The sequence below is a fragment of the Methylothermaceae bacteria B42 genome (assembly GCA_001566965.1).
Taxonomy (GTDB): Bacteria; Pseudomonadota; Gammaproteobacteria; order Methylococcales; family Methylothermaceae; genus Methylohalobius.
The window spans coordinates 103,147-124,170 of sequence record LSNW01000006.1 but is presented as its reverse complement, the minus strand read 5'-3'; the positions used below and the strand labels follow the sequence as shown (position 1 = coordinate 124,170).

Annotated in this window: 16 protein-coding genes and 1 pseudogene; 10 read left to right on the top strand and 7 right to left on the bottom strand. The window is 51.8% G+C overall.

Annotated features, from left to right (window positions below; genetic code table 11):
* Positions 1–491 (bottom strand): annotated as a pseudogene (locus AXA67_04290) (integrase).
* A gap of 421 nt (positions 492–912) precedes the next feature.
* On the opposite strand from AXA67_04290, the gene AXA67_04285 reads away from it, so the two are divergent.
* Positions 913–1,293 (top strand): aspartate decarboxylase, encoded by a 381-nt coding sequence (locus AXA67_04285; GenBank protein KXJ41810.1) that lies wholly within the window; start codon positions 913–915, stop codon positions 1,291–1,293.
* A 59-nt stretch (positions 1,294–1,352) separates the two neighbouring features.
* Here the strand turns inward: AXA67_04285 and AXA67_04280 are convergent, their stop codons facing one another.
* The 4 genes from AXA67_04280 to AXA67_04265 all read right to left on the bottom strand — a co-directional run bounded on the left by AXA67_04280 (position 1,353) and on the right by AXA67_04265 (position 4,332).
* Positions 1,353–1,790 carry a hypothetical protein gene (locus tag AXA67_04280; GenBank protein KXJ41809.1) on the bottom strand — a complete coding sequence of 146 codons (438 nt, stop codon included), beginning with the start codon at positions 1,788–1,790 and terminating at the stop codon, positions 1,353–1,355.
* Positions 1,780–2,691 carry a bile acid:sodium symporter gene (locus tag AXA67_04275; protein ID KXJ41808.1) on the bottom strand — a complete coding sequence of 304 codons (912 nt, stop codon included), beginning with the start codon at positions 2,689–2,691 and terminating at the stop codon, positions 1,780–1,782. Before AXA67_04275 ends, AXA67_04280 begins: the two co-directional genes overlap by 11 nt.
* Positions 2,688–2,903, bottom strand: a complete 216-nt coding sequence (locus AXA67_04270; protein ID KXJ41807.1) for a hypothetical protein — start codon at positions 2,901–2,903, stop codon at positions 2,688–2,690. The genes AXA67_04275 and AXA67_04270 overlap by 4 nt, the downstream gene beginning before the upstream one ends.
* Positions 2,904–2,964: 61 nt before the next feature.
* A complete protein-coding gene (locus AXA67_04265; GenBank protein KXJ41826.1) occupies positions 2,965–4,332 on the bottom strand; it encodes a magnesium transporter in 1,368 nt (455 codons plus the stop codon).
* 236 nt (positions 4,333–4,568) lie between these two features.
* Here AXA67_04265 and AXA67_04260 point away from each other — a divergent pair, with 236 nt between their 5' ends.
* From AXA67_04260 to AXA67_04225, 8 genes are all read left to right on the top strand, one after another.
* A complete protein-coding gene (locus tag AXA67_04260; GenBank protein KXJ41806.1) occupies positions 4,569–6,110 on the top strand; it encodes a murein biosynthesis protein MurJ in 1,542 nt (513 codons plus the stop codon).
* A 5-nt stretch (positions 6,111–6,115) separates the two neighbouring features.
* Positions 6,116–9,526 carry a hypothetical protein gene (locus AXA67_04255; protein ID KXJ41805.1) on the top strand — a complete coding sequence of 1,137 codons (3,411 nt, stop codon included), beginning with the start codon at positions 6,116–6,118 and terminating at the stop codon, positions 9,524–9,526.
* 29 nt (positions 9,527–9,555) lie between these two features.
* Entirely contained in the window at positions 9,556–10,527 is a 972-nt protein-coding gene (locus AXA67_04250; protein KXJ41804.1) for a bifunctional riboflavin kinase/FMN adenylyltransferase, read from the top strand.
* The gene (gene ileS / locus AXA67_04245; GenBank protein ID KXJ41803.1) at positions 10,506–13,334 is read left to right on the top strand and encodes an isoleucine--tRNA ligase; all 2,829 of its coding nucleotides are present in this window, start codon (positions 10,506–10,508) and stop codon (positions 13,332–13,334) included. The genes AXA67_04250 and ileS overlap by 22 nt, the downstream gene beginning before the upstream one ends.
* The gene (locus tag AXA67_04240; GenBank protein ID KXJ41802.1) at positions 13,331–13,549 is read left to right on the top strand and encodes a hypothetical protein; all 219 of its coding nucleotides are present in this window, start codon (positions 13,331–13,333) and stop codon (positions 13,547–13,549) included. The genes ileS and AXA67_04240 overlap by 4 nt, the downstream gene beginning before the upstream one ends.
* Before the next feature lie 78 nt (positions 13,550–13,627).
* The gene (locus AXA67_04235; protein KXJ41801.1) at positions 13,628–14,131 is read left to right on the top strand and encodes a signal peptidase II; all 504 of its coding nucleotides are present in this window, start codon (positions 13,628–13,630) and stop codon (positions 14,129–14,131) included.
* Positions 14,121–14,795, top strand: a complete 675-nt coding sequence (locus tag AXA67_04230) for a hypothetical protein (protein KXJ41800.1) — start codon at positions 14,121–14,123, stop codon at positions 14,793–14,795. Before AXA67_04235 ends, AXA67_04230 begins: the two co-directional genes overlap by 11 nt.
* Before the next feature lie 210 nt (positions 14,796–15,005).
* Complete coding sequence (locus tag AXA67_04225) at positions 15,006–17,219, top strand: hypothetical protein (protein ID KXJ41799.1); 2,214 nt, start codon at positions 15,006–15,008, stop codon at positions 17,217–17,219.
* On the opposite strand, the gene AXA67_04220 is transcribed toward AXA67_04225, so the two are convergent.
* The gene (locus AXA67_04220) at positions 17,205–17,990 is read right to left on the bottom strand and encodes a hypothetical protein (protein ID KXJ41798.1); all 786 of its coding nucleotides are present in this window, start codon (positions 17,988–17,990) and stop codon (positions 17,205–17,207) included. The genes AXA67_04225 and AXA67_04220 overlap by 15 nt on opposite strands.
* Positions 17,991–18,004: 14 nt before the next feature.
* Positions 18,005–18,544, bottom strand: a complete 540-nt coding sequence (locus AXA67_04215) for an N-acetyl-anhydromuranmyl-L-alanine amidase (protein KXJ41825.1) — start codon at positions 18,542–18,544, stop codon at positions 18,005–18,007.
* 143 nt (positions 18,545–18,687) lie between these two features.
* Between AXA67_04215 and AXA67_04210 the strand changes: the two genes are divergently transcribed.
* Complete coding sequence (locus AXA67_04210) at positions 18,688–21,006, top strand: hypothetical protein (protein KXJ41797.1); 2,319 nt, start codon at positions 18,688–18,690, stop codon at positions 21,004–21,006.
* Positions 21,007–21,024 lie beyond the last annotated feature (18 nt).

Below are 21,024 nucleotides of genomic sequence, written 5' to 3'. Positions count from 1 at the left end.
TGCCGGTCCCTGGCTCCTTTCCCCAGCTCCACTCTCAACAGGTGCCGCTCGCCGTCAATGTGGCGTACCTTGAGCGCCACCAGCTCGCTCACCCGCAGTCCACAGCCGTAACAGGTCGTCAGCACCATGCGGTGCTTGAGGTTCCGGCAGACCAACAACAGCCTTCCCACTTCACCCCGGGTCAACAACTCCGGAATGCGCTGCGCCCGCTTGGGGACCGCCAGGGTGACTCCGAACGAATCGCGACCCAGCACCTGCAGATAAAAAAACCGGATCGCATTCAGATACAGCCGGCAGGTCGCCCCAGACAGGCCGCAGTCCTTGGCCAGATACAGGAAAAACGCCTGCAATTCCTCACCGGACAGTTGATCCGGCGGGCGTCGGTAGTACTTCGCCAGGCGGGAAACAGCATCGAGATAACTACGATGGGTTCGGACTGAAAAGCCACGCACCAGCATGGCATCGATCATCTTTTGACGTAACACTGTCATCGGACTTCTCCTCTAATCGCGACCAAAAGCGGTCACAACGAGTGTCCGACAAACCGTCAGTGAATGGGAAATCTATGGAGATGGCGAAAAAGCTACCGCGAAGCGGTTTAGTTCAACACAGTTAAAAAAATCTCTGCAGCCGCTAATGATGCTTCCAATCCTTCCAATTGGCAGCGTTATCTGGATTTGCTCCAGCGTTGAAAGGTGTTGGAGAGGTTTTAGCCTTGGTGCGTGCGGCATGTTGAAGCAGCGTTTCTTTTGGCGTTTCTGAGGCGGTGGTTATCCAGGGACGAGATTAATGATTATTTGCAAAAGTTGGCGAAAAACCCGTCCCTCTAGGATTGCCTTGGAGGCTGCTTGATGCAATCACAGGAATAAGGGATAATTTTACCCCCTATATTAATCCGGGTGTCTGAAGAACATGCACGTAACCATGTTAAAAGCCAAGTTGCATCAAGCCCGTGTGACCCATTCGGAGTTGATGTATGAAGGTTCGTGTGCGATAGATGGTGCCTTGCTCGACCGGGCAGGAATCCGTGAATATGAGCAAATTCACATCTATAACATTAACAACGGCGAGCGCTTTGTCACTTATGCCATCCGGGCGGAAGATAACTCCGGAATTATTTCCGTGAACGGAGCGGCGGCGCGTCTGGCTGCGCCGGGGGATAAGATCATCATTTGCGCTTATGCGGGCATGGAAAAAGGCGAGTTGGCCGATTTCGAACCCACCTTGATTTACCTGGACGAAAATAACCAGATTATCCGCACCAGTCATGCCATTCCTGTCCAGGCGGCCTGAGTGTGCTGCCTGAATTTCTAAGGAAACGCTGAATAATTCAGCGACAGCCCAAGATAAAATTAAAACTTACCTATGAATTTTATGCAGCCAAGGTGCTGGAGTATTTCTTCCAAAGCCGGCTGACGGAGAAAGAAAAACAAATGGGCCGGGCAGCGGCAGTCGGAACTACCGAATCCTTTTAACGGGGGTGGAGATGGGGAGCACTCCGCCAAAATTTTGGCCCAATGGTGTTCACGCCTTTTGCTTCCATAGGAATACCATATTTCGGTGACGGGAATGGATTGGCGCAGGTAATCAATATGCCAGTGCAAACGGGCGGGCGGGGAAAGGTGATGGTGGAGGCGGCTGTAAAGCCCGCCGGGTCCCAACGCGCTGCCAACATAACCATACCAGCCTGGTTGCAGATATAATTTGCCCTGTTTTCCGATAGTTACAGAGCCCGGTTGCGTGCAATGTAGCCACAATAAATAGGTGCCGGGACGCTTTTCAACGATCATTGCTTCGCCGCCAGTAGCTGGCCAAAAGCGCTCCGGAAATATTGTGCCAAAGACTGAACAATGCGCCGGGCAGGGCGGCTGCGGTGGAGAAGTATTTAACCGCCAGGGCGACGCTCAAACCGGAATTTTGCATCCCCACTTCAATGGCAATGGTACGGCGAGTGGCAGGGTCATAACCCAGCAACGCAGTCAAACCATAACCGCACGCCAGGCCACACAAGTTATGCAGTATCACGGCGGCCAGGGTCAACAAGCCTACGCCAGCGATGGTTGATTGGTTAAGGGCAACAATGATCGCAATGATGAAGATGATGGCGGCGCTTGAAAGTAGCGGCAGTCCCGTATGAAGCTTTTTAATGTGGCCACCCAGCCAAGTATTCAAAAAGACCCCCGCCAGTACCGGCAGTAAAACTATCTTGAGAATGCTTAGCAGCATATCACCGGCAGGAACGGGCACGTTTTGGTGCAGATAAAGATAGGTCAATGCCGGCGTGGCAACTACCGCCAGCAGCGTGGAAGTCAGGGTCATGAGAACTGACAGCGCCACGTTTCCCTTGGCCAGATAGCAAATGACATTAGAGGCAGTGCCGCCCGCGCTGCTCCCTACCAGTACCATGCCGGTCAGTTCCGCGGGAGATAAACCAAATATTTTCCCCAGAAAAAAGGCCGCGGCAGGCATGATCAGAAACTGAATCCCCACGCCAATAAAGACAATCGCGGGATTCCGCAAAATTTGCCGGAAGTGATCCCAGGTGAGAGTGAGTCCCATGGTTAGCATGACAATGGCCAATAATGGGACAATGGCCGGTTTAAAAGGCTGAAAGATTTCCGGCTGAAACCACGCCCAAGCCGAGACTAGAATAGCCCCCAGGGGGAACCCCAGAATTAACCGGGAGGTCACCGCCGGAAGAATAAATTGATTATCAAGGTCAGCACGATGCTGATGATAATCATGGAAGTCAACGGGATAAAAACAAAACGGTTTTCGTCCTCAATGCGGATATCACCGGGCAAGCGCCCGAACCAACTGAATAATCCCGGTGCGTAATTGAGAATCAGCCCAATCAAAACCAGAATCGCGCCAATAATGATGAAAATCTTGCCACCGTTCATTTTCTAGTCTCGACTTTTAATGTTGAGGATTTGCTGCGAGGATTTTTGAAAACCTGATTGTTTAAAACAACCACCACGTTGCCAATCCAAGAAACGCCATAAAACCAACAACATCGGTAACCGTAGTTAACAGTACGCCGCCAGCCAGTGCCGGGTCAATCCCCATTTTCTGGAGCAGCAAAGGGATGGTAACCCCGGCCAGGGCGGCGCAAAGCAAATTGATAATCATGGCAGCAGCGATCAACAGGCCGATATGAATAGCCTGGAACCAGATCGCGGCAATGACGCCGACCACCACCGCCCAGAGCACCCCATTGAGAAACGCCACCGCCAGTTCTTTGACTAATAAAGTATTGACATTGGTGATGCCGATTTGTTTTAAAGCCAGACCACGAATAACCAAGGTTAAGGTTTGGGTGCCCGCGATGCCGCCCATGCTGGCGACAATGGGCATGAGCACCGCCAGAGCCACTTCTTTTTGAATGGTTTCTTCATAAAGCCCGATGACCCAGGCCGCCAGAAAGGCGGTAATCAAATTCACTCCCAACCATACCGCCCGCCGCTGGGCACTGGTTTTGACCGGCGCGAACATATCCACTTCTTCACTCAAACCGGCGTGGCTCATGATGTTGTGCTCGGCCTCGTCACGAATCACGTCCACCACGTCATCGATGGTGATCCGGCCCAACAGCCTCCCTTCCTCGTCCACCACCGGCGCCGAGACCCAGTCGTGATGCTCGAAGAGCAACGCCACATCGGAAGCGGGCAAATTGGCGGGGATTGCCTCGATATCGGTAATCATGAGTTCCTTGACGGTTTTGTCGGGATCCGCGGTGAGCAAGATCGACAAGGGCAAAATTCCAATCAGCTTGTCGTCTTTGTTCACCACGTACAGGCTGTCGGTCAAGTCCGGCATTTCCCCGCGCAGGCGCAAATAACGCAACACCACATCCAAAGTCACATCTGGCCGCACGGTAATGGTGTCGGTGTGCATGAGGTTGCCGGCGGTATCTTCCGGATAGGCAAGCACCTTTTCCAAGCGGCCGCGGTCATGTTGGCTGAGGGCTTGCACGACTTGTTGCCGGATTTTTTCGGGCAGATCCTCGACAATGTCCGCTAGATCGTCAGGGTCTAGGGTACCGGCAGCTTCCACCAGATCTTCCGAGTCGGTGGTTTCAATTGCTTTGATCAGGCCAGCGCGAACTTCTTCGTTCAGCTCCACCAGCACTTCCCCGGCGACTTCCGGAGGCAACATTCGCCAAATCACCAAGCGGTCTTTGGGTTTTAATGCTTCCAAAAGATCGGCGATTTCGGCAGGGGTCAAGGCGTGGAGAAGCTGCTTGACCTCGGCCAGTTTGCCGGTTTCCAGATCTTGGTGAAGGGTAAGTAAATGTTGTTCGGTATCGTCGTGTTCTGCGCTGACTGGCATGGGAAATTCCTTGGATTCTGGGGCATAAACAAACAAGTGTAACAAAGGAATCTCTGATTTATTCAGAGATTCCCGTGGTGCAAGGCTGTGTACCATCAAAATCAATCGCTTGAAGCGATTAATTTTGTACGCTGAGAATTCATGGATGAATGATTCAGCGCTTTACAGTCAGGATGGGGTGTTTTTTCACTTTTTCAAGCCGTATACTCTCTTACATTTTGAGTTAAATTCCCGCCTTGAGTCGTCAACTTTTCAAATCCACCGCCGTTGTGGGGGTATGGACCCTGCTTTCCCGGATATTGGGATTCATCCGCGATATGGTCATCGCCTTGCTTTTTGGGGCGGATAGTTCCACCGATGCTTTTTTCGTCGCCTTCAAGATCCCCAATTTCATGCGCCGTTTGTTCGCCGAAGGTGCTTTTTCCCAGGCGTTTGTTCCGGTCATGGCCGAATACAAAGAGAAATGCGGCCGCGAAAAGCTGAAAGAATTTCTGGATCGTACCGCCGGTTCCCTGGCCTTGGTGCTGATGCTGGTGACGATTTTAGGCGTGATTGGCGCTCCCTGGATCATCATGATGTTTGCGCCAGGCTTCGTCTGGGCGGACGGGCAGTACGAGCTGGCGGTAAATATGCTGCGGATTACCTTTCCCTATTTGTTCTTTATCGCATCCACAGCTTTGGCCGGCGGGATTTTGAATACGTTTAACCGTTTTGCGGTGCCGGCTTTCACCCCGGTGTTGCTCAATCTGTGTCTGATTTCCGCGGCTTTCTGGCTGGCGCCCCGGTTGCCGGAGCCCATCATGGGATTGGCCTGGGGCGTGTTTGCGGCGGGGGCGGTGCAATTGCTGTTTCAGTTCCCCGCCCTCTGGCGGATGAAGCTTTTGCCCCGGCTGCGCTATGGTTTTCACGACCCCGGCGTGCGGAAAATATTGAAATTGATGCTCCCGGCATTGTTCGGCGTGTCGATTACCCAGATTAACCTCTTGATTGATACGTTACTGGCTTCGTTCTTGCCCCACGGGAGTATCTCCTGGCTCTACTATTCCGACCGACTCGTGGAATTCCCTTTGGGCGTATTTGGCATCGCCCTGGCGACGGTGATTTTGCCGAATTTATCCAAGGATTGGGCCGCGGGCCGGCGGGCCTCCTTCTCCCATGCCATCGATTGGGCCTTGCGCTGGGTGGCGCTGATAGGCCTGCCGGCGGCGGTGGGGCTGGCGCTCCTGGCGCGGCCGATTCTCAGCGCCTTGTTTCAATACCACGCCTTTACCGCGCACGACGTGCATATGGCCAGTATGAGCCTGATGGCCTATTCGATGGGACTGATTGGCTTCATCATGGTCAAAATCCTGGTGCCAGGCTTCACCTCCCGCCAGGACACCAAAACCCCAGTGCGATTCGGCGTGGTCGCCATGATCGTGAATTTGATTTTGAATCTGAGTTTGATCTGGTATCTGGCCCACGCCGGATTGGCGCTGGCAACTTCCTTGGCGGCATGTGTCAACGGAGGACTATTGCTCAGGCGCTTGCGCAAGGAAAAGGTTTATCAACCCAGTAAAGGTTGGTGGCTGTTTCTGTTAAGAATTTTGCTGGCCAACGCCGCCATGGGTGCGGTGCTATATTACGGCACCTGGCATCTTGAATGGGAAACCTGGCGCTTGCAACAACGCATGCTGCAGCTAGGGCTATGGATAGGGCTCGGCGCTTTGGTTTATGGGGGATGTTTATTGGTGACAGGGTTGCGGCCAAGGCAATTGATGATGACTAGAACACGGTAAATAAAATGGAACATAGACGTCATTTTGCTGGTTGCGGGTTGCTGGTAGCGCTTTACGTGGCGCTGGTGGTCTATGGTACTTTATTTCCACTAGAACACCTGCCTTGGGATACCCCAGTGGATAGGGGGCAGTTATTCGACTGGGAACAGGCGGACCGCGCTCTTTCCAAAGCCGATATCATTATCAATTGGTTGGTTTATATTCCGTTGGGGTGGCTGTTATTTGGCTGTCTGAGTTCTCGATTGAAGCCGGTTTTGGCTTTCATGGTTACTGTCTTTTTTGGAGCGAGTCTAAGTATTGGCTTGGAATATATCCAACTTTACCTTCCGGCTCGGGTTACCTCTTTTAGCGATATTCTTCTGAACACCTTGGGAACAGCCACTGGCGCCTTGCTGGCGGTTGTCATCCGAACGCTGCCTGTGGGCAGGTGGCTAATCGCCAAGCGCCAGCAGTATTTTCTCGCTGGCGCCCTGGCAGATTTGGGATTACTGATTTTCGGCTTCTGGATGTTGTCGGAATTGATGCCTTTAGTGCCTTCCCTGGACCTTGGAAATCTTAAGGATGGCGTGAAACCAGTTTGGCGGGCGCTACACAATCCCAAGGTTTTGGATGGATACAAGGTCGCCGCATACGTCTTCAATTTGACTGTGCTGGGATTGTTACTATCCCGCATTGTCAAACCTGACGTGTCGTTTTTCCGTCTTTTTGTGGTTTTGGTGGCTGCTGTTTTACTAGCCAAGATCGTGGTTGTGGAGCGGCAATTGAGTGGGGAATCTTTGGTAGGGTTAGGTCTTGCCAGTGTGCTTTTGCTGTTAATCCGTCCACTATCCCGTTCCAGGGGTGGCTGTTTTTTGGCAATTGCCATGCTCGCCGCTGCTGAAGTAATCCATGGTCTGTTTGAAGGCAAGGATGATAGTTTGCCAGTCCTCCACGCTTTTAATTGGATTCCCTTTGCTGGCCAACAAAACGGCATTTCCGGTTTGATTGATCTGCTTTTATCGGTATGGCCAGCGATGGCGATGGCATTTTTTCTCTTGTCGTCCACTCAGGAAAGAAAGCATGGCTTTTTTATAGTGATTGGCGCAATCGCGTTGTTTGCGCTGGAATTTTTTATTGAGTGGCAACAGCAATTTGTACCGGGCCGCTATCCGGATATTACCGATGTTTTTATGGCGGTGGGTGCTTGGTGGTTTGCGTGGTTTTGGGTCAAACGCCGGCCGGAAGTAGCTTATCAGCAGCCAGCGAACTCAACTGCCGTTTCCGTGCCTAGTCAAATCTGGCTCTGGATAGCATTGGCTGGTGGCAGTATGGCGGGCACCGTTTTTCTTCTTTCTCAAAAGGCTACTGACTCGCCTAGCTATGAGAGCGCGAAATACCCTGATCCCAAGCAATTAACACTGCCTCCCTTACCCGGCTTTGACTATATCCATCCTAGGCTGCCAGCCCCTTCACCGGCGGAATGGATAGCACTTCAAAGGCACGATCCCCATTATTTACAATCCCTCAAGAAAAAAGCGAAGCATGGCAGCGGTGATTTTAATGCGATCGCCATGATGGGCTTAATCGAACCCTCAAATATTGATTTTGAGGTGTTGACCCAAAGATTGACCGCGATGAAATACTCCTGGCGGGGGCATATTCAGGCCATGCCCATGGCGATGCTATACGATTGGCTTTATTTGCGGTTTTCCCCAATACAACGGGCAAAACTGCAGGAAAAATTAGCCGAAGGATGCCGGTATTTGATCCAGCGCATCCGTGATAATGCATTGTCTCCCTACAATGTTTATTTGTATAACAGCACCTTCCAGGCCTTGATGGCGGTTTCCCTTGTACTTTATGGAGATCATCCCGAAGGGAAGCAGTGTCTGGCATTTAGTTATGATTTTTGGAAAAACCGGGTATTGCCCGTTTGGCGTCAAGTGATGGGCAACAATGGCGGTTGGCACGAAGGGGGTGAATATGTAGGGATTGGCATTGGCAAGGCGATTTACAGCGTTCCCGCTATGTGGCGTAGTGCGACGGGCGAAGATTTATTGCGCGCTAACCGCGGCATTCGCGGATTTTTGGATTTTTTGATCTACCGCCTTCGCCCAGACCATACTCACATGCGTTGGGGAGATGCCAGATTTTTCGACAGATGGGTGCCAGAGAGGTATGCCCTGGCTATCGAATATCGTCACAAAGCGGCCTATAGTTTTTTTGGCTGCAAGCCTTTTTTTCACTCATCAGCCTGGCCTTGGGGACCGTTGCCTGATGAAAGTTTATGCGATCCTGATGCCATTCACCGGCTGCCCCTGCAAAAGCATTTTGACGGAATCGGCATGGTGATTGCCCGCAGCGATTGGACTGATGATGCAACTTATGTCACTTTCAAGGCGGGAGATAATTTTTGGTCCCATAGCCACTTGGACCAGGGAGCGTTTACTTTATATAAAGGTGGACCTTTGGCCATAGACAGTGGGTTGTATGGCCCAGGCTATGGATCTGATCACCATATGAACTATACCTATCAAACCATTGCGCATAATGTCATTACAGTGACTGATCCTGAAGATACGGCGCCCATGCCAGAGAAGAATAAAAAGCCGCCCCGGCCAATTGCAAACGACGGGGGTCAAAGGCGAGTAGGTTCGGGATGGGGAAAGCGGGCGCCCCTGGATGTGATAGACTGGTTGAATCAAAGGCAAACCTATCATACCGGCCATATAGCCCGGTATTATGCGGGCAATGATTTGGTGGTTGCGGTGGCGGAACTGACGCCCGCCTATACTAATGCCAATTGTGGGCGGGGTGATTTTTATAACCGGACCTGCCGGGTCAAGCGTTACTGGAGAACTTTCCTTTATGATCGCCGGGCAGATGTTGTCGTTATCTATGATGACATTACTTCAACCAATGCTTCTTTTATCAAGCGTTCTTTGGTTCATACCATCCAAATGCCTCTTTTAACCGCTTCGGGCTTTACTGTCGATGTCATGGCCAATCCAAAGCAATTTCGGCGGGGAGGGCAAATGGCCGTGGAGGTGTTGTTTCCCAAAAAAGCTCGTTTGGAGCCCATAGGTGGTGAAGGCTATGAATTTTGGGTGGATGGGATCAATTACGATGAGAACGGCGCTGTTTGGGAAACTGTCAGGAAATCCCCAAAAAATCCACCAGAGCCTGGCCGTTGGCGGGTGGAAATCACCCCTCCGCAACCTCAGGAGCGAGATAAATTTCTAATGGTGCTCAAACCTTCCCTTAGGGGGGAGGAAAATCAAACCCAGGTTCTTCCCTTGCAAGCTGGAGAAACCATAGGCTGCCGCATAATAGGGGATGATCGTTCCCTTTCCCTGATTTTTCCTGACCGCGCTGATGGGGTGAAAGTAAAATTTAATAACGGCATGGAAATTGATCTAACAGTTCCGCGTCAGTAAGCTATTCATTTTGCTAAAATGCCCGTTTCATGAATGAAATGGGCAGTATGCGTTTAATCAAGCCCCGGCGTTACCCTCAATTGAACGGTACAGTTGCCACCATCGGCAATTTTGACGGTGTGCATCTTGGCCATCGCCATGTGATCGAAGCCTTGGCCAGTAAGGGCAAACGCTTGGGGCTGCCAGTAACCGTGGTATTATTCGAGCCCCAGCCCCTGGAATATTTTCTTGGAGACAAGGCACCTGCGCGGCTGACCCGGTTGCGGGAAAAGCTGGCGCGGCTCAAGGAATTGCCGGTGGACTGGGTGATGCCGCTGAAATTTGACCGGTCGCTGGCCTCGTTGTCGGCGCTGGAATTCATCAACCAGGTGTTGTTGGACAAATTGGGCGTCAAGCATCTGGTGGTGGGGGATGATTTTCATTTTGGCCGGGGAAGGGAAGGCGATTTTCATCTTCTGCAGCAGGTGGGGGCGCGCAACGGCTTCGATGTGGTATCAACGCCAACCTTTGAACTCAATGGCATTCGTGTCAGCAGCACGGCCATCCGCCGGGCGCTGGAGCAGGGGGATTTGAGGCTGGCGGAAACCCTGCTGGGGCGACCTTATTCGTTCTGTGGCAGAGTGGTTTCCGGGGCCCAGCGGGGCCGGGATTTGGGATTTCCCACCGCCAATATTAATCTGTCGCGGAAGAAAAGCCCGATTTCCGGCGTATTTGCCGTGACCGTCAGTGGCGTGAATGATAAGCCTTGGCCTGGGGTGGCCAATGTAGGCATCCGGCCGACGGTGGAAGGTAATCAAAAGGTGCTTTTAGAAGTGCATTTGTTTGATTTCGATGGTGACATCTACGGCCGGATGGTGGAAGTGTTCTTTCACCATAAAATCCGGGAGGAAATGCGCTTTCCTTCCCTGGAGGCGCTGCGAAAACAAATTGAAAACGACGTGGCCAAGGCCCGGAATTTATTGCAATCTCAGGAAAACCAATGGATTACAAACAAACCCTGAATTTACCCAAAACCGATTTTCCCATGCGCGGCAACTTGGCCAAGCGCGAGCCGGAAAGGTTAAAACGCTGGCAGGCCATGGGCCTCTATCAAAAAATCCGGGAAGTCTTTGCCGGCAGGCCCAAATTTGTCCTCCACGATGGCCCACCCTACGCCAATGGCATGATTCACATTGGCCACGCGGTCAACAAGATTCTCAAGGACTTTATTGTCAAAGCCAAGGCCTTGAGCGGTTTCGATGCGCCTTACGTACCGGGCTGGGATTGCCACGGTTTACCCATTGAATTGATGGTGGAAAAGAAAGTGGGCAAGGCAGGGGTTAAAGTGACTCCCACGGAATTCCGCAAGGCATGCCGCCAGTACGCCCAGTCCCAGGTGGAATTGCAACGCAAGGATTTTATCCGCTTGGGGGGCGTGGCCGACTGGGAGCACCCCTATCTCACCATGGCACCCAGGTTTGAGGCGGATATTCTGCGGTCATTCGGCAAGATTGTCGCCAATGGCCACTTGAGCCGCGGTGCCAAACCGGTGTACTGGTGCACCGATTGCGGTTCTGCCTTGGCGGAAGCCGAGGTGGAATACGAAAACAAACGCTCGCCCGCCATTGACGTGCGTTTCAAAGTAGTGGACGAGCAGGATTTTCTGTCCCGTTGTCATCATGTGCCCGATCACGAAGGTGAAGGGCCTGTATCGGTGGTGATCTGGACCACCACTCCCTGGACCCTGCCCGCCAACCAGGCGGTTGCGTTGCACCCGGAACTGGAATATGCGCTCGTTCAGTGCCGGACAGAGCAAGGCCCCGAACGGCTGTTGATTGCCGAAGGTCTGCTGAAAGATGTCATGGATCGCTATGGCATCGAGAATTACCGGGTAATTGCCTACTGCCGGGGCAAGGATCTGGAAGGGGTGAGGCTTCAACATCCTTTTTATCAGCGCCAGGTGCCCATTATTTTGGGAGAGCATGTGACCCTGGAAGCAGGCACCGGCGCCGTTCATACCGCGCCAGGTCACGGTCAGGATGACTACGTGGTGGGCCAGCAATATGGCTTGCCAGTGGAAAATCCGGTGGACAGCAACGGCTGTTTTCTGCCGAGCACTGAATATTTTGCCGGCGAACACGTGTTCACCGCCAACGACCATGTGATTGAAGTGCTCAAGGAACATGGGGCGCTGATTCACGAAGAAGTCATCGAGCACAGCTACCCCCATTGCTGGCGTCATAAGACGCCGATCATCTTCCGCGCCACCCCCCAGTGGTTCATTTCCATGGATGACAAGGGCCTGCGCCAGCGCGCCCTGGAGGAAATCGAGAAAGTCCAGTGGATTCCCGATTGGGGGCAAGCCCGCATCGAGGCCATGGTGGAAAACCGTCCCGATTGGTGTATTTCCCGCCAGCGTAATTGGGGGGTGCCGATTGCAGTATTCGTGCACAAGGAAACTGGCGAGCTGCACCCGAAGACGGTGGAAATTATCGAACAGGTCGCCCAGCGCATGGACGAACAAGGCATCGATGCCTGGTTCGAATTAGATCCGGCGGAAATTCTGGGCGAGGAAGCAGAGCAGTACGACAAGATCAACGATATTCTCGACGTTTGGTTCGATTCCGGCGTCACCCACGAGTGTGTGCTGCGTCGCCGCGAAGAACTGGACTTTCCCGCTGATTTGTATTTGGAAGGTTCCGACCAGCACCGGGGCTGGTTCCAATCATCCCTGTTGACCTCAGTGGCGATGAACGACTGCGCCCCCTATCGGGCGGTACTGACTCACGGGTTCACCGTGGACGAAAAGGGCTACAAGATGTCCAAGTCCCGCGGTAACGTGGTCGCGCCCCAACAGGTCATGGACCGGTTGGGCGCCGATGTACTCCGGCTTTGGGTGTCGGCCACCGACTACCGGGGGGAAATGGCGGTCTCCGATGAAATCCTCAAGCGCACGTCGGACGTATACCGGCGTTTGCGCAATACCGCCCGCTATCTTTTGGCCAATATGACCGGCTTCGATCCGGCCAGTCATGCCATTCCCCATGAAAATATGTTGCCCCTGGATCAATGGGCGGTGGATCGGGCCTGGCTGTTGCAACAGGAAGTGATTGAAGCCTACGAAAAATTTCAATTCCACCAGGTTTATCAAAAGGTGCATCATTTCTGCGCCGTGGATATGGGCAGCTTTTATCTGGATGTGATCAAGGATCGCCAATACACCTGCCAGACTGACAGCCTGGCGCGCCGTTCCGCCCAGACCGCCATGTACCATATCGCAGAAGGTTTGGTGCGCTGGCTGGCGCCGATTTTGAGTTTTACCGCCGATGAGATTTGGGAATTCATGCCAGGGGAGCGGGCCGAATCCGTATTTTTGACCGAATGGTATCGGGGCCTGCAACCATTGCCAGAAACCAGCTCGATGAACCGCAAGTTTTGGGAACAGGTGATGGCGGTGCGGGAAGAAGTCTCGCGGGAATTGGAAAAACTGCGCGAGCGGGGGGGGATTGGATCTTCCCTGGATGCGGAAGTCACCTTGTACTGCGGGAGTTCTCTCTATGATCTGCTTCAGAGACTGGAAGACGAATTACGCTTCGTCCTGATTACCTCCGAAGCCAAGCTGATGCCACTGGAACAGGTCCCTTCAGGTGCCGAGTCAGCACTGGAATTGGAAGGGCTGAAAATTCTGGTAGAACCTTCCAGCCATGAAAAGTGCGTCCGCTGCTGGCATCGGCGGGCGGATGTGGGCTCGAATCCACAACACCCGCAATTATGTGGACGTTGCGTGGAAAATGTGGAAGGGCCTGGGGAAGTCCGGCGGTATGCTTGATTCTTTATATTCACCGCAGAGACGCAGAGAGCGCAGAAATTGATTCCATCATTTTATGGAGCATTGCAGCAGAAAAGCTGCCTAACCGGGGCGTTCCGGTTTTCCTTCCGAGGGTGTTGGCGGCCTGGATGGCCGCCATCAAGCCCCCATGGATGGGTTCATGGCGTCCCTCGGAAGGAAAACCGGAACGCCCTTTGTTGCATCAAATAAACTAAAATACTTTTCAAAATGAATACCTTTGCAGATATCACATTAAAAACTCTGCGCCCTCTGCGTCTCTGCGGTGAAACCCCATGAAATGTAGGCACGTAAAATGGTTGGGTTTGTCCGTGGCTGTGATTGTGCTCGACCAGCTCACCAAGTGGTGGGTGGTATCCACATTACGGCTACACGAATCCATTCCCGTGTGGCCGTTTTTTAACCTGACCTATGTTCGAAACACCGGAGCGGCATTCAGTTTTCTGGCCGGTGCGGGGGGTTGGCAGCGGTGGTTTTTTTTGGGACTGGCGGTGGTGGCCAGCATGGCTATCCTGGTTTGGATGTGGCGTTTGAAGGATGACGAAGTCCTCACCGCCGCGGGATTGTCCCTGGTATTGGGGGGCGCGCTGGGAAATTTCATTGACCGCGCGGCTTACGGTTATGTCATTGATTTTCTGGATTTTTATATTCAAAATTGGCACTGGCCTGCTTTTAACGTCGCCGATTCGGCCATAACCATAGGGGTTATCCTGCTACTTTGGGATGGTTTCAGGCGGCGCGAACATTTGATTGGAGAAGAGGGTAAACATGGCGGTTGACGCGAAAAAACGACAAAAAAAACTGCAACGCAAGGCGCAAAAGCGCAAGCAGAAAGTGACTTCCAGGAACAAGGGGCAAGTCAAGGGCCTGCGGCCGGAGAAGTATCTGGAATACCCCATTATGGAATGTTTAATGGGTGACAGTTTGCAAAAGGTGGGGATGGGCAGCGTCTTATTGGCCCGGGAGACCCCCTATGCCGAAGTGGCAGTCAGCGCCTTTGTGGTGGATATTTATTGTCTGGGAGTCAAGGAAGCTTTTTTTACCGTCATGAAAAAGGCCGATTACATTTCCAAACTCAAACCTTTACTGACCAAAACCGATGAAGACCAGGCCATCAGGGAAGTCGATCCCTGCTGCGCCAGAAAACTTTTACAAGGCGCGCAGGCCTATGCCGAAAGCCTGGGATTTGAACCTGCCGATGACTACTGGCGGGCGGAAAAACTATTTGGCGATGCCGATGCCGCCAGTTGCGAGACCGAATTTGAATACGGGCGCGAAGGCAAGCCATGCTACATTCAAGGCCCCAACGACGATATGAAAACCGTCCGCTATGTGCTGCAAAGATTACAGGAGCGTTTCGGGGAAGATGGTTTTGATTATGTGATTGAAATTGACGGCGAACAACAGGCCAGCCGGCCTGAGTTGTTGGATGAACCGGAATAAGAATCGGGAAGACACTTTCTCCACAGACCACCCTGGGACCTTCTTCCGGCAGGGTCGAGTAGTTGCCTTTTTTAGCTTAATTCAGATTAACGTCTATATTTTATAAGTAATTGTATAGACGACGGAAAATTTTGCCCATGCTTAATCCTGGATTAGGGGAGGGAGCGACTCCGCTGAATCATTTCATAGCTAATTTATCCAGCATCGACAATGGAAAAGCAGCTCAGTAAAGCCATTGCCCGAATGGATGCTTCCGATCATTCGGATTTGAGCCAGATTCTCCGCAGTATCTTAGAGACAATTCTTGAACTTCCATGGCTGGGTACCGATGCGGGGGGAGTTTTTATTGCTGATCCAGTGCATCAGCGGTTAGAAATGATTACCCATATCAACTTGTCCCCCGCGATACAAAATTCTTGCGCCATCGTGAATTATGGCCATTGTTTATGCGGGCGGGTGGCGCGGTCGGGAAAACTTCTGCATGTGTCTTGTGTCGACCACCGTCACGAAATCAGTTTTGATGGAATGCAGGACCACGGTCATTATGTGGTGCCCCTCAAATGGGGGGAGAGCTTATTGGGGGTGTTGGTGCTCTACGTAGATGTGGGGCATCTGGAAAGTGAAGAGGAGGTTGCCGTTCTTCATAACTTCGCCAGTATCATGGCGCTGATAATCCACTCGGTCCAAACCCAGGAAGAAAAACGCCTGAGCGATTTGATTCTATCGCGCAGTCCTTTGAATATTTTGATCACTGATCAAAATATGAAAATACTTTGGATCAATCAGGCTTTTGAACAAAACACGGGCTACCGTCTTCACGAAGTCATTGGTAAAACTCCCAGCCTTTTGCGTTCCGGCAGGCATGGACCTGAATTCTATGAAGAAATGGCGCGTCAGCTTCGTGAAGAAGGGTTTTGGCAGGGAGAGATTTGGAATCGGCGAAAAAATGGCCTCATTCACCCTGAGTGGTTGACGATACTGGCTTTACGGGATTCGCAAAATGAAGTAAGCCGTTTTGTGGCTTTTTATATTGATTTGATGCCCATCAAAGTCGCGGAAGAAAAAATTCATTTCCTTGCTTACTATGATGCGCTTACTGGGTTGGGCAATGAAGCCTTGTTGCATGAAAAGGTGTCTGAGTTACTCACTCAATCCAAGCACAATGATAGCCAGGTAATCGTGTTGAGCCTGGATCTACCCTATTTTCATGAGATCAATTCCGGGTTGGGGAGACGGGTGAGTGATGCAATCCTACAGGAAACGGCCTTGCGGATTAGTGGCGCCGTTACCGGGGGCGTGAAAGCCCGCACTGGCATGAGCAAATTTGTGATCGGAGTGCTTTTTGAGAGTGAAACCGAAACCGTGGAATCTTTCGCAAAGCGCCTGGTTTCTGATGTGAAGGCAAGATTGGCGCCTGCTTTTCTCTTTGAACAACATGAATTGAAGCTTGAAAACATGATGGGTGTCGCTTGGGGCAACGGCCAGACAGTAGATGCAGAGACGCTTCTTGAACGTTCCTCCATTGCGTTAGGCAACTGCAGCACACAATCTTCAGGTGGGTTTGAATTTTATTCTCAGACGCTGGAAAACCAAGTTGCCTTTCGCAGGGATTTGGGATTGGCTTTGGCGCGGGCGATTCCGAACAATGAGCTTTACCTGGTTTTTCAACCCCAGTTAAACCACCAGGACCAGCTGATTGGTGCCGAGGTATTGCTGCGCTGGAACAACAAAGAACATGGTGTTATCCCGCCGGATATTTTTATCCAAATTGCCGAGGAACGGGGCATGATTATGGAAATCGGCCGCTGGGTGTTTCAAGAGGCTTTATCGCAAATCCGCCGCTGGCGTCAAGCTGGGTTGAGCGGGGATGAGTGTGGATACCGGCTGGCGGTGAATGTGTCACCCCATCAGATTTTGTCGGAAAGCGTGGTAGAAGAATTTACCCGGGCCTGCCGGGAGAGCGGTGTGGAGCCTTGTTCCATAGAGCTGGAAATTACCGAATCTGACATGGCTACCTATTCGGATCACGCTATAGACCGTCTTCGCGCCTTATCGGAATCCGGATTTAAAATCGCTATCGACGATTTTGGAACGGGTCATTCCTCCTTGTCCCGGCTTCGCCATTTTCCCATTGACGTGCTGAAAATCGACCGTGCATTTGTGAAAAATATCACCAGTGATCCCTCGGATGCCGCGTTGGTCAAATCCATTATCGATATGGCACATACCTTGGGGTACGAGGTGATTGCCGAAGGGGTCGAGGATGCGTCTCAGCTTGCCTTGCTGAAAGAATACGGTTGTGATGTTTTTCAGGGATATTATTTCAGCAAGCCGGTGGTTGCCGATGAATTTGCCGGTTTTCTCCAGGCTCGAAATGCCTCGGCAGCCAGCCAATATTCGAATTTGGCATCAAGTCTGGGCTGAATAATACCTCATTCGGTACCACCATCGTCCCACCATTTCATGTAACAGCAACCGGTTGCGGTATAGCGCCCGGTTTTCCGGCAGCCAGTTGAAGATTGCAAATTCCTCCGGGTAGGTGCAAAAGTACACTGTGGCGGCGGGAGTGACTTCCAATCCCGTTGCCTGGAAGGCTTCCTTCGCCCGGGGCATGTGGTAGGCGTGGGTGACAAGCAGGATGTGCTGAATGCCGTTGTTTTTCAAAATCCTGGCGCTGTAGCGGGCGTTTTCATAAGTATTGACGCTGTTTTCTTCCCGCCAGGCGACCTTGGCGCCGAATTCTTCCTCTAAAATCCCTTGCATGATCTGCGCTTCCGAGCGTTCTCCCGGCGCGCGGAACCCCCGTCCCGAAACCAGAATGGGGAAACCGGTTTTTTTCTGCAACCAGGCCCCGTAACGCAGGCGTTCCAGTCCCAGCCCCGACATGGTATCCCGGCCGCCATACTCAGGCGCGCGGGAATAACGGGTGGCGCCAAGGATGACAATGGCCTGTGCCTCAATTGTGTCTGGGTCAAGCGGCGGCGGAATAGCCATTAAAGCCCATAACATTCTGGTGGTGGCGGGGATGGTGGACAGATAAAGCAGGGCCATGGCTATCCAGGTGACGGTGCTGATTGCCTTCCAGCGCCAGAGAATCAATCCCAGCATCAGCAAAACAATGGGTCCGCCTGGGGGGAGGGTTAGCCGTTCCAGGACATGGGTAAGTATGGCTTTGACAAGGAGTGATAAGGACAACTGCCGTGCTCCGGTTATTGTAAGGATTGCAAGTATCTTACCCAGTCAAAGGCGGAGCCGGGGTCAGTTTTGCGCTGCGGGGCGATATCGCTGTGGCCGGTAATGGTTTGCGGGCTAAGGCCCGGATAATGTTCGATCAAGGTTTGAGTTACCTGAGTCAAGCTTTGGTATTGCCCGTCGGTGTAAGGGGTGGTTTCGGTGCCTTCCAGCTCGATGCCGATGGAAAAGTCATTGCAGCACTCCCGGCCCTGAAAGCAAGAGACGCCCGCGTGCCAGGCCCGCATGTGAAACGGCACAAATTGGGTCAGGGTACCTTGCCGATCGATTAAAAGGTGGGCGGATACCCGTAGATGATAAATTTCCCGAAAATAAGGATGTTCATCGGGAGACAACGAGTTTGTAAACAGGCGCTCGATATAGGCTCCGCCAAATTGCTGTGGCGGCAGGCTGATGCAATGAAGTACCAAAAGTGAGATTTCATTGCTGGGACGTAAGTCACAGTTCGGTGACCTGACTTGCCTTATATTATCGAGCCAGCCTTGGGTAATGGTCAGTTTGTTTCTCATTTTGTCACTTCAATACGAGATTTGTCAGGATTTGCGACCCGGTTCACGGCAAGACTTCTCTTACATGGATTAAGATTAAAGTCAACGTTTTTGAAACGATGGCAAGCGCAAGGCTTCCTGGAGCGAGAGTTATGATTTCCGAAAGTAAAGTTGTCAACATCCATACGGCTGAAAATTCAACATCAACCCAAAATCCACCTGCTAATAAAGGGCTCATCATTGGCGAATGCCGCCTGAAATTAACCAAGGAATTCAAACCTATCGTAGTCCGTTTCTTCGAAAAAGTGGACGATGAGTTGTTCACATTTTCGGATAAGGCCGTCAGTAGCACAATGCAAGAGCTGTATTTCGAAGCCATGCGCTATATCCGCAAGGAACGGGAGGCGATTGAGCGCGGCTATATGAACGCGGTGTTGAGGGTCTTCGATGACTTCTGGAATCCCAAAATCCGTCCGGTAGCCGCCGCTTCGGAAAAGCCCCTGGCTTTAGATGAGGAGGACTTCTCCCTGGTTGAAAATGAGGATCTGGAAGAGGATCTGGCCATCAACACTCTCATTAATAAGGGGGTCAATCTTTACCATCGGGATCTATACGTTCTCAACAAACGATTTGCCAAGCTTTTGGGGCGGAGCGAAGTGGGAAACGAAGAGAATCCGGTAGGCCCTTACCGCTTGGGGCATGCTTTTGCTGACGTGCTGCGTCCTTTGACATTAGAGCTCAAAGTCAAATTACTTTTGTTCAAACTCTTTGAGCGGGAAGTCATTGGCAGCTTGGGCGTTGTTTATGACGAATTGAATGCCTCTCTGGTCAAACACGGTGTCCTGCCAGAAATTGCGAAAAAGATTAAAAAAAGCGCTTCTGCTTTGGCCGATAGGGAGCGTGAAGGCAACAAAGAAGCCTTCAATCCCGACAATGTGGCATATACCCAGGCCTTACAGGCCATGCAAACCTTGCTGTCCGCCTGGCGCAGCGAAACAGGTCTTACACCTCTTGCCGCCAGTGCTGGCCAACCCGGGGTCATTGTCAGCGATAGCAAAGAGGTGGTGGGTGCATTATCTGCTTTGCAAGATCCTGAGTTTAGCGCCAGATTCACCGAGGCTTTGAAAAACGGCGAGGACGCCAATCTCAAACTGGTGATTGCCGAGCGCCTCAGTCAAAACAGCCGTGAGCGTCGGACTCTGGCTCAGATGGATGAAGATATCATCGATATGATTGGAATGATTTTTGATTTCATCCTCGAAGATCGCAATTTACCTGATCCGGTAAAAGTCATACTCGGCCGACTGCAAATTCCCATTGTTAAAGTGGCGATTCTCGATAAGGCGTTTTTTGCCAAGAAAAGTCATCCTGCCCGCCAACTATTGAATCAGCTGGCTCACGCGGGAATTGGCTTGTCCGGAGACGAAGACCTTACGCACAATCCTGTTTATCAGCAGATCAATTCCGTTGTGGAGCGGATTCTCAACGAATTCGATCAAAATGTGGATTTTTTTAGTGATTTGTTACAAGAGTTTTCTCAGTTCATGGAGCAAGAAGGCCGCCGCAGCACTATAATGGAAAGCCGGGCCCGCCAGGCCACCCAAAGCAAGGAGCATCTTTTGCTGGCCAAGCACGAGGTGGCTTCGGAATTGGGCAAGCGCCTGCAAGATAAGGAAATTCCACCAAGGATCAAACGCTTTTTGAATGCCACCTGGAAGGACGTGTTGCTGCTAGCCTGTTTGCGTAAGGACAAAGAGCCCAAAGCCTGGCGGCAAAAGCTCCAGTTGACCGATACATTGATCCATAGCTTAGTTCCTCCCGCCAATGAGAAGGAAAGAAAGCGCATTATCAAATGTATTCCAGGGATGCTCCGCGCCGTTCATCGGGAATTGGAAAATATCTCCTTTGACCCAAAACAAATTGCTATTTTTTTCAAAGAGTTGAAGCTTCATCATCATAGTTGTCTCAAGGGTAATAACCACGGCGATGTATTGGATCCGGCATTGGATCGGGAATTAAAAGCCATTGCCGCCAATTTGCCGGAAGTGGATGATTTGGAAGTGGGGGATTTAACCGACATCAAGGAGGAAGATCTGGAAGAAGAAATCATTCTTATGACCAACGAGGATGAAGAACAAGGGGATGAATTTTTTGAGAGGGCCAAATCGCTAGAAATGGGTGACTGGCTGGAACTGATCGACCCCAAGGGAAAAAGCATCCGGGCCAAGTTGTCGTGGAAAAGCAAGGTTACCGGAATTCGCGTGTTTGTCAATCGCCGGGGAATGAAGGTGGCCGAGCATACCCTGCACGGATTGGCGGCGGAACTGCGCAATGGCCGCGCCAAGGTGATTGAAGGCAAAGTCCCGCTTATGGACCGGGCACTGTCGGCCATGATGACGACCCTCAAACATCCGGCTAAGATGCAGGGGGAAGAAAATCAGACTTTGTCGGGAGGGGAAATACTTGCTTAGGATTTGCCATCATGATTT

Bases quoted from the DNA above. Each gene is read 5' to 3' on its own strand.
- AXA67_04285 (KXJ41810.1), top strand. From the start codon at position 913: ATGCACGTAACCATGTTAAAAGCCAAGTTGCATCAAGCCCGTGTGACC.
- AXA67_04280 (KXJ41809.1), bottom strand. From the start codon at position 1,790: ATGATCGTTGAAAAGCGTCCCGGCACCTATTTATTGTGGCTACATTGC.
- AXA67_04270 (KXJ41807.1), bottom strand. From the start codon at position 2,903: ATGAACGGTGGCAAGATTTTCATCATTATTGGCGCGATTCTGGTTTTG.
- AXA67_04265 (KXJ41826.1), bottom strand. From the start codon at position 4,332: ATGCCAGTCAGCGCAGAACACGACGATACCGAACAACATTTACTTACC.
- AXA67_04255 (KXJ41805.1), top strand. From the start codon at position 6,116: ATGGAACATAGACGTCATTTTGCTGGTTGCGGGTTGCTGGTAGCGCTT.
- AXA67_04250 (KXJ41804.1), top strand. From the start codon at position 9,556: ATGAATGAAATGGGCAGTATGCGTTTAATCAAGCCCCGGCGTTACCCT.
- ileS (KXJ41803.1), top strand. From the start codon at position 10,506: ATGGATTACAAACAAACCCTGAATTTACCCAAAACCGATTTTCCCATG.
- AXA67_04235 (KXJ41801.1), top strand. From the start codon at position 13,628: ATGAAATGTAGGCACGTAAAATGGTTGGGTTTGTCCGTGGCTGTGATT.
- AXA67_04230 (KXJ41800.1), top strand. From the start codon at position 14,121: ATGGCGGTTGACGCGAAAAAACGACAAAAAAAACTGCAACGCAAGGCG.
- AXA67_04225 (KXJ41799.1), top strand. From the start codon at position 15,006: ATGGAAAAGCAGCTCAGTAAAGCCATTGCCCGAATGGATGCTTCCGAT.
- AXA67_04210 (KXJ41797.1), top strand. From the start codon at position 18,688: ATGATTTCCGAAAGTAAAGTTGTCAACATCCATACGGCTGAAAATTCA.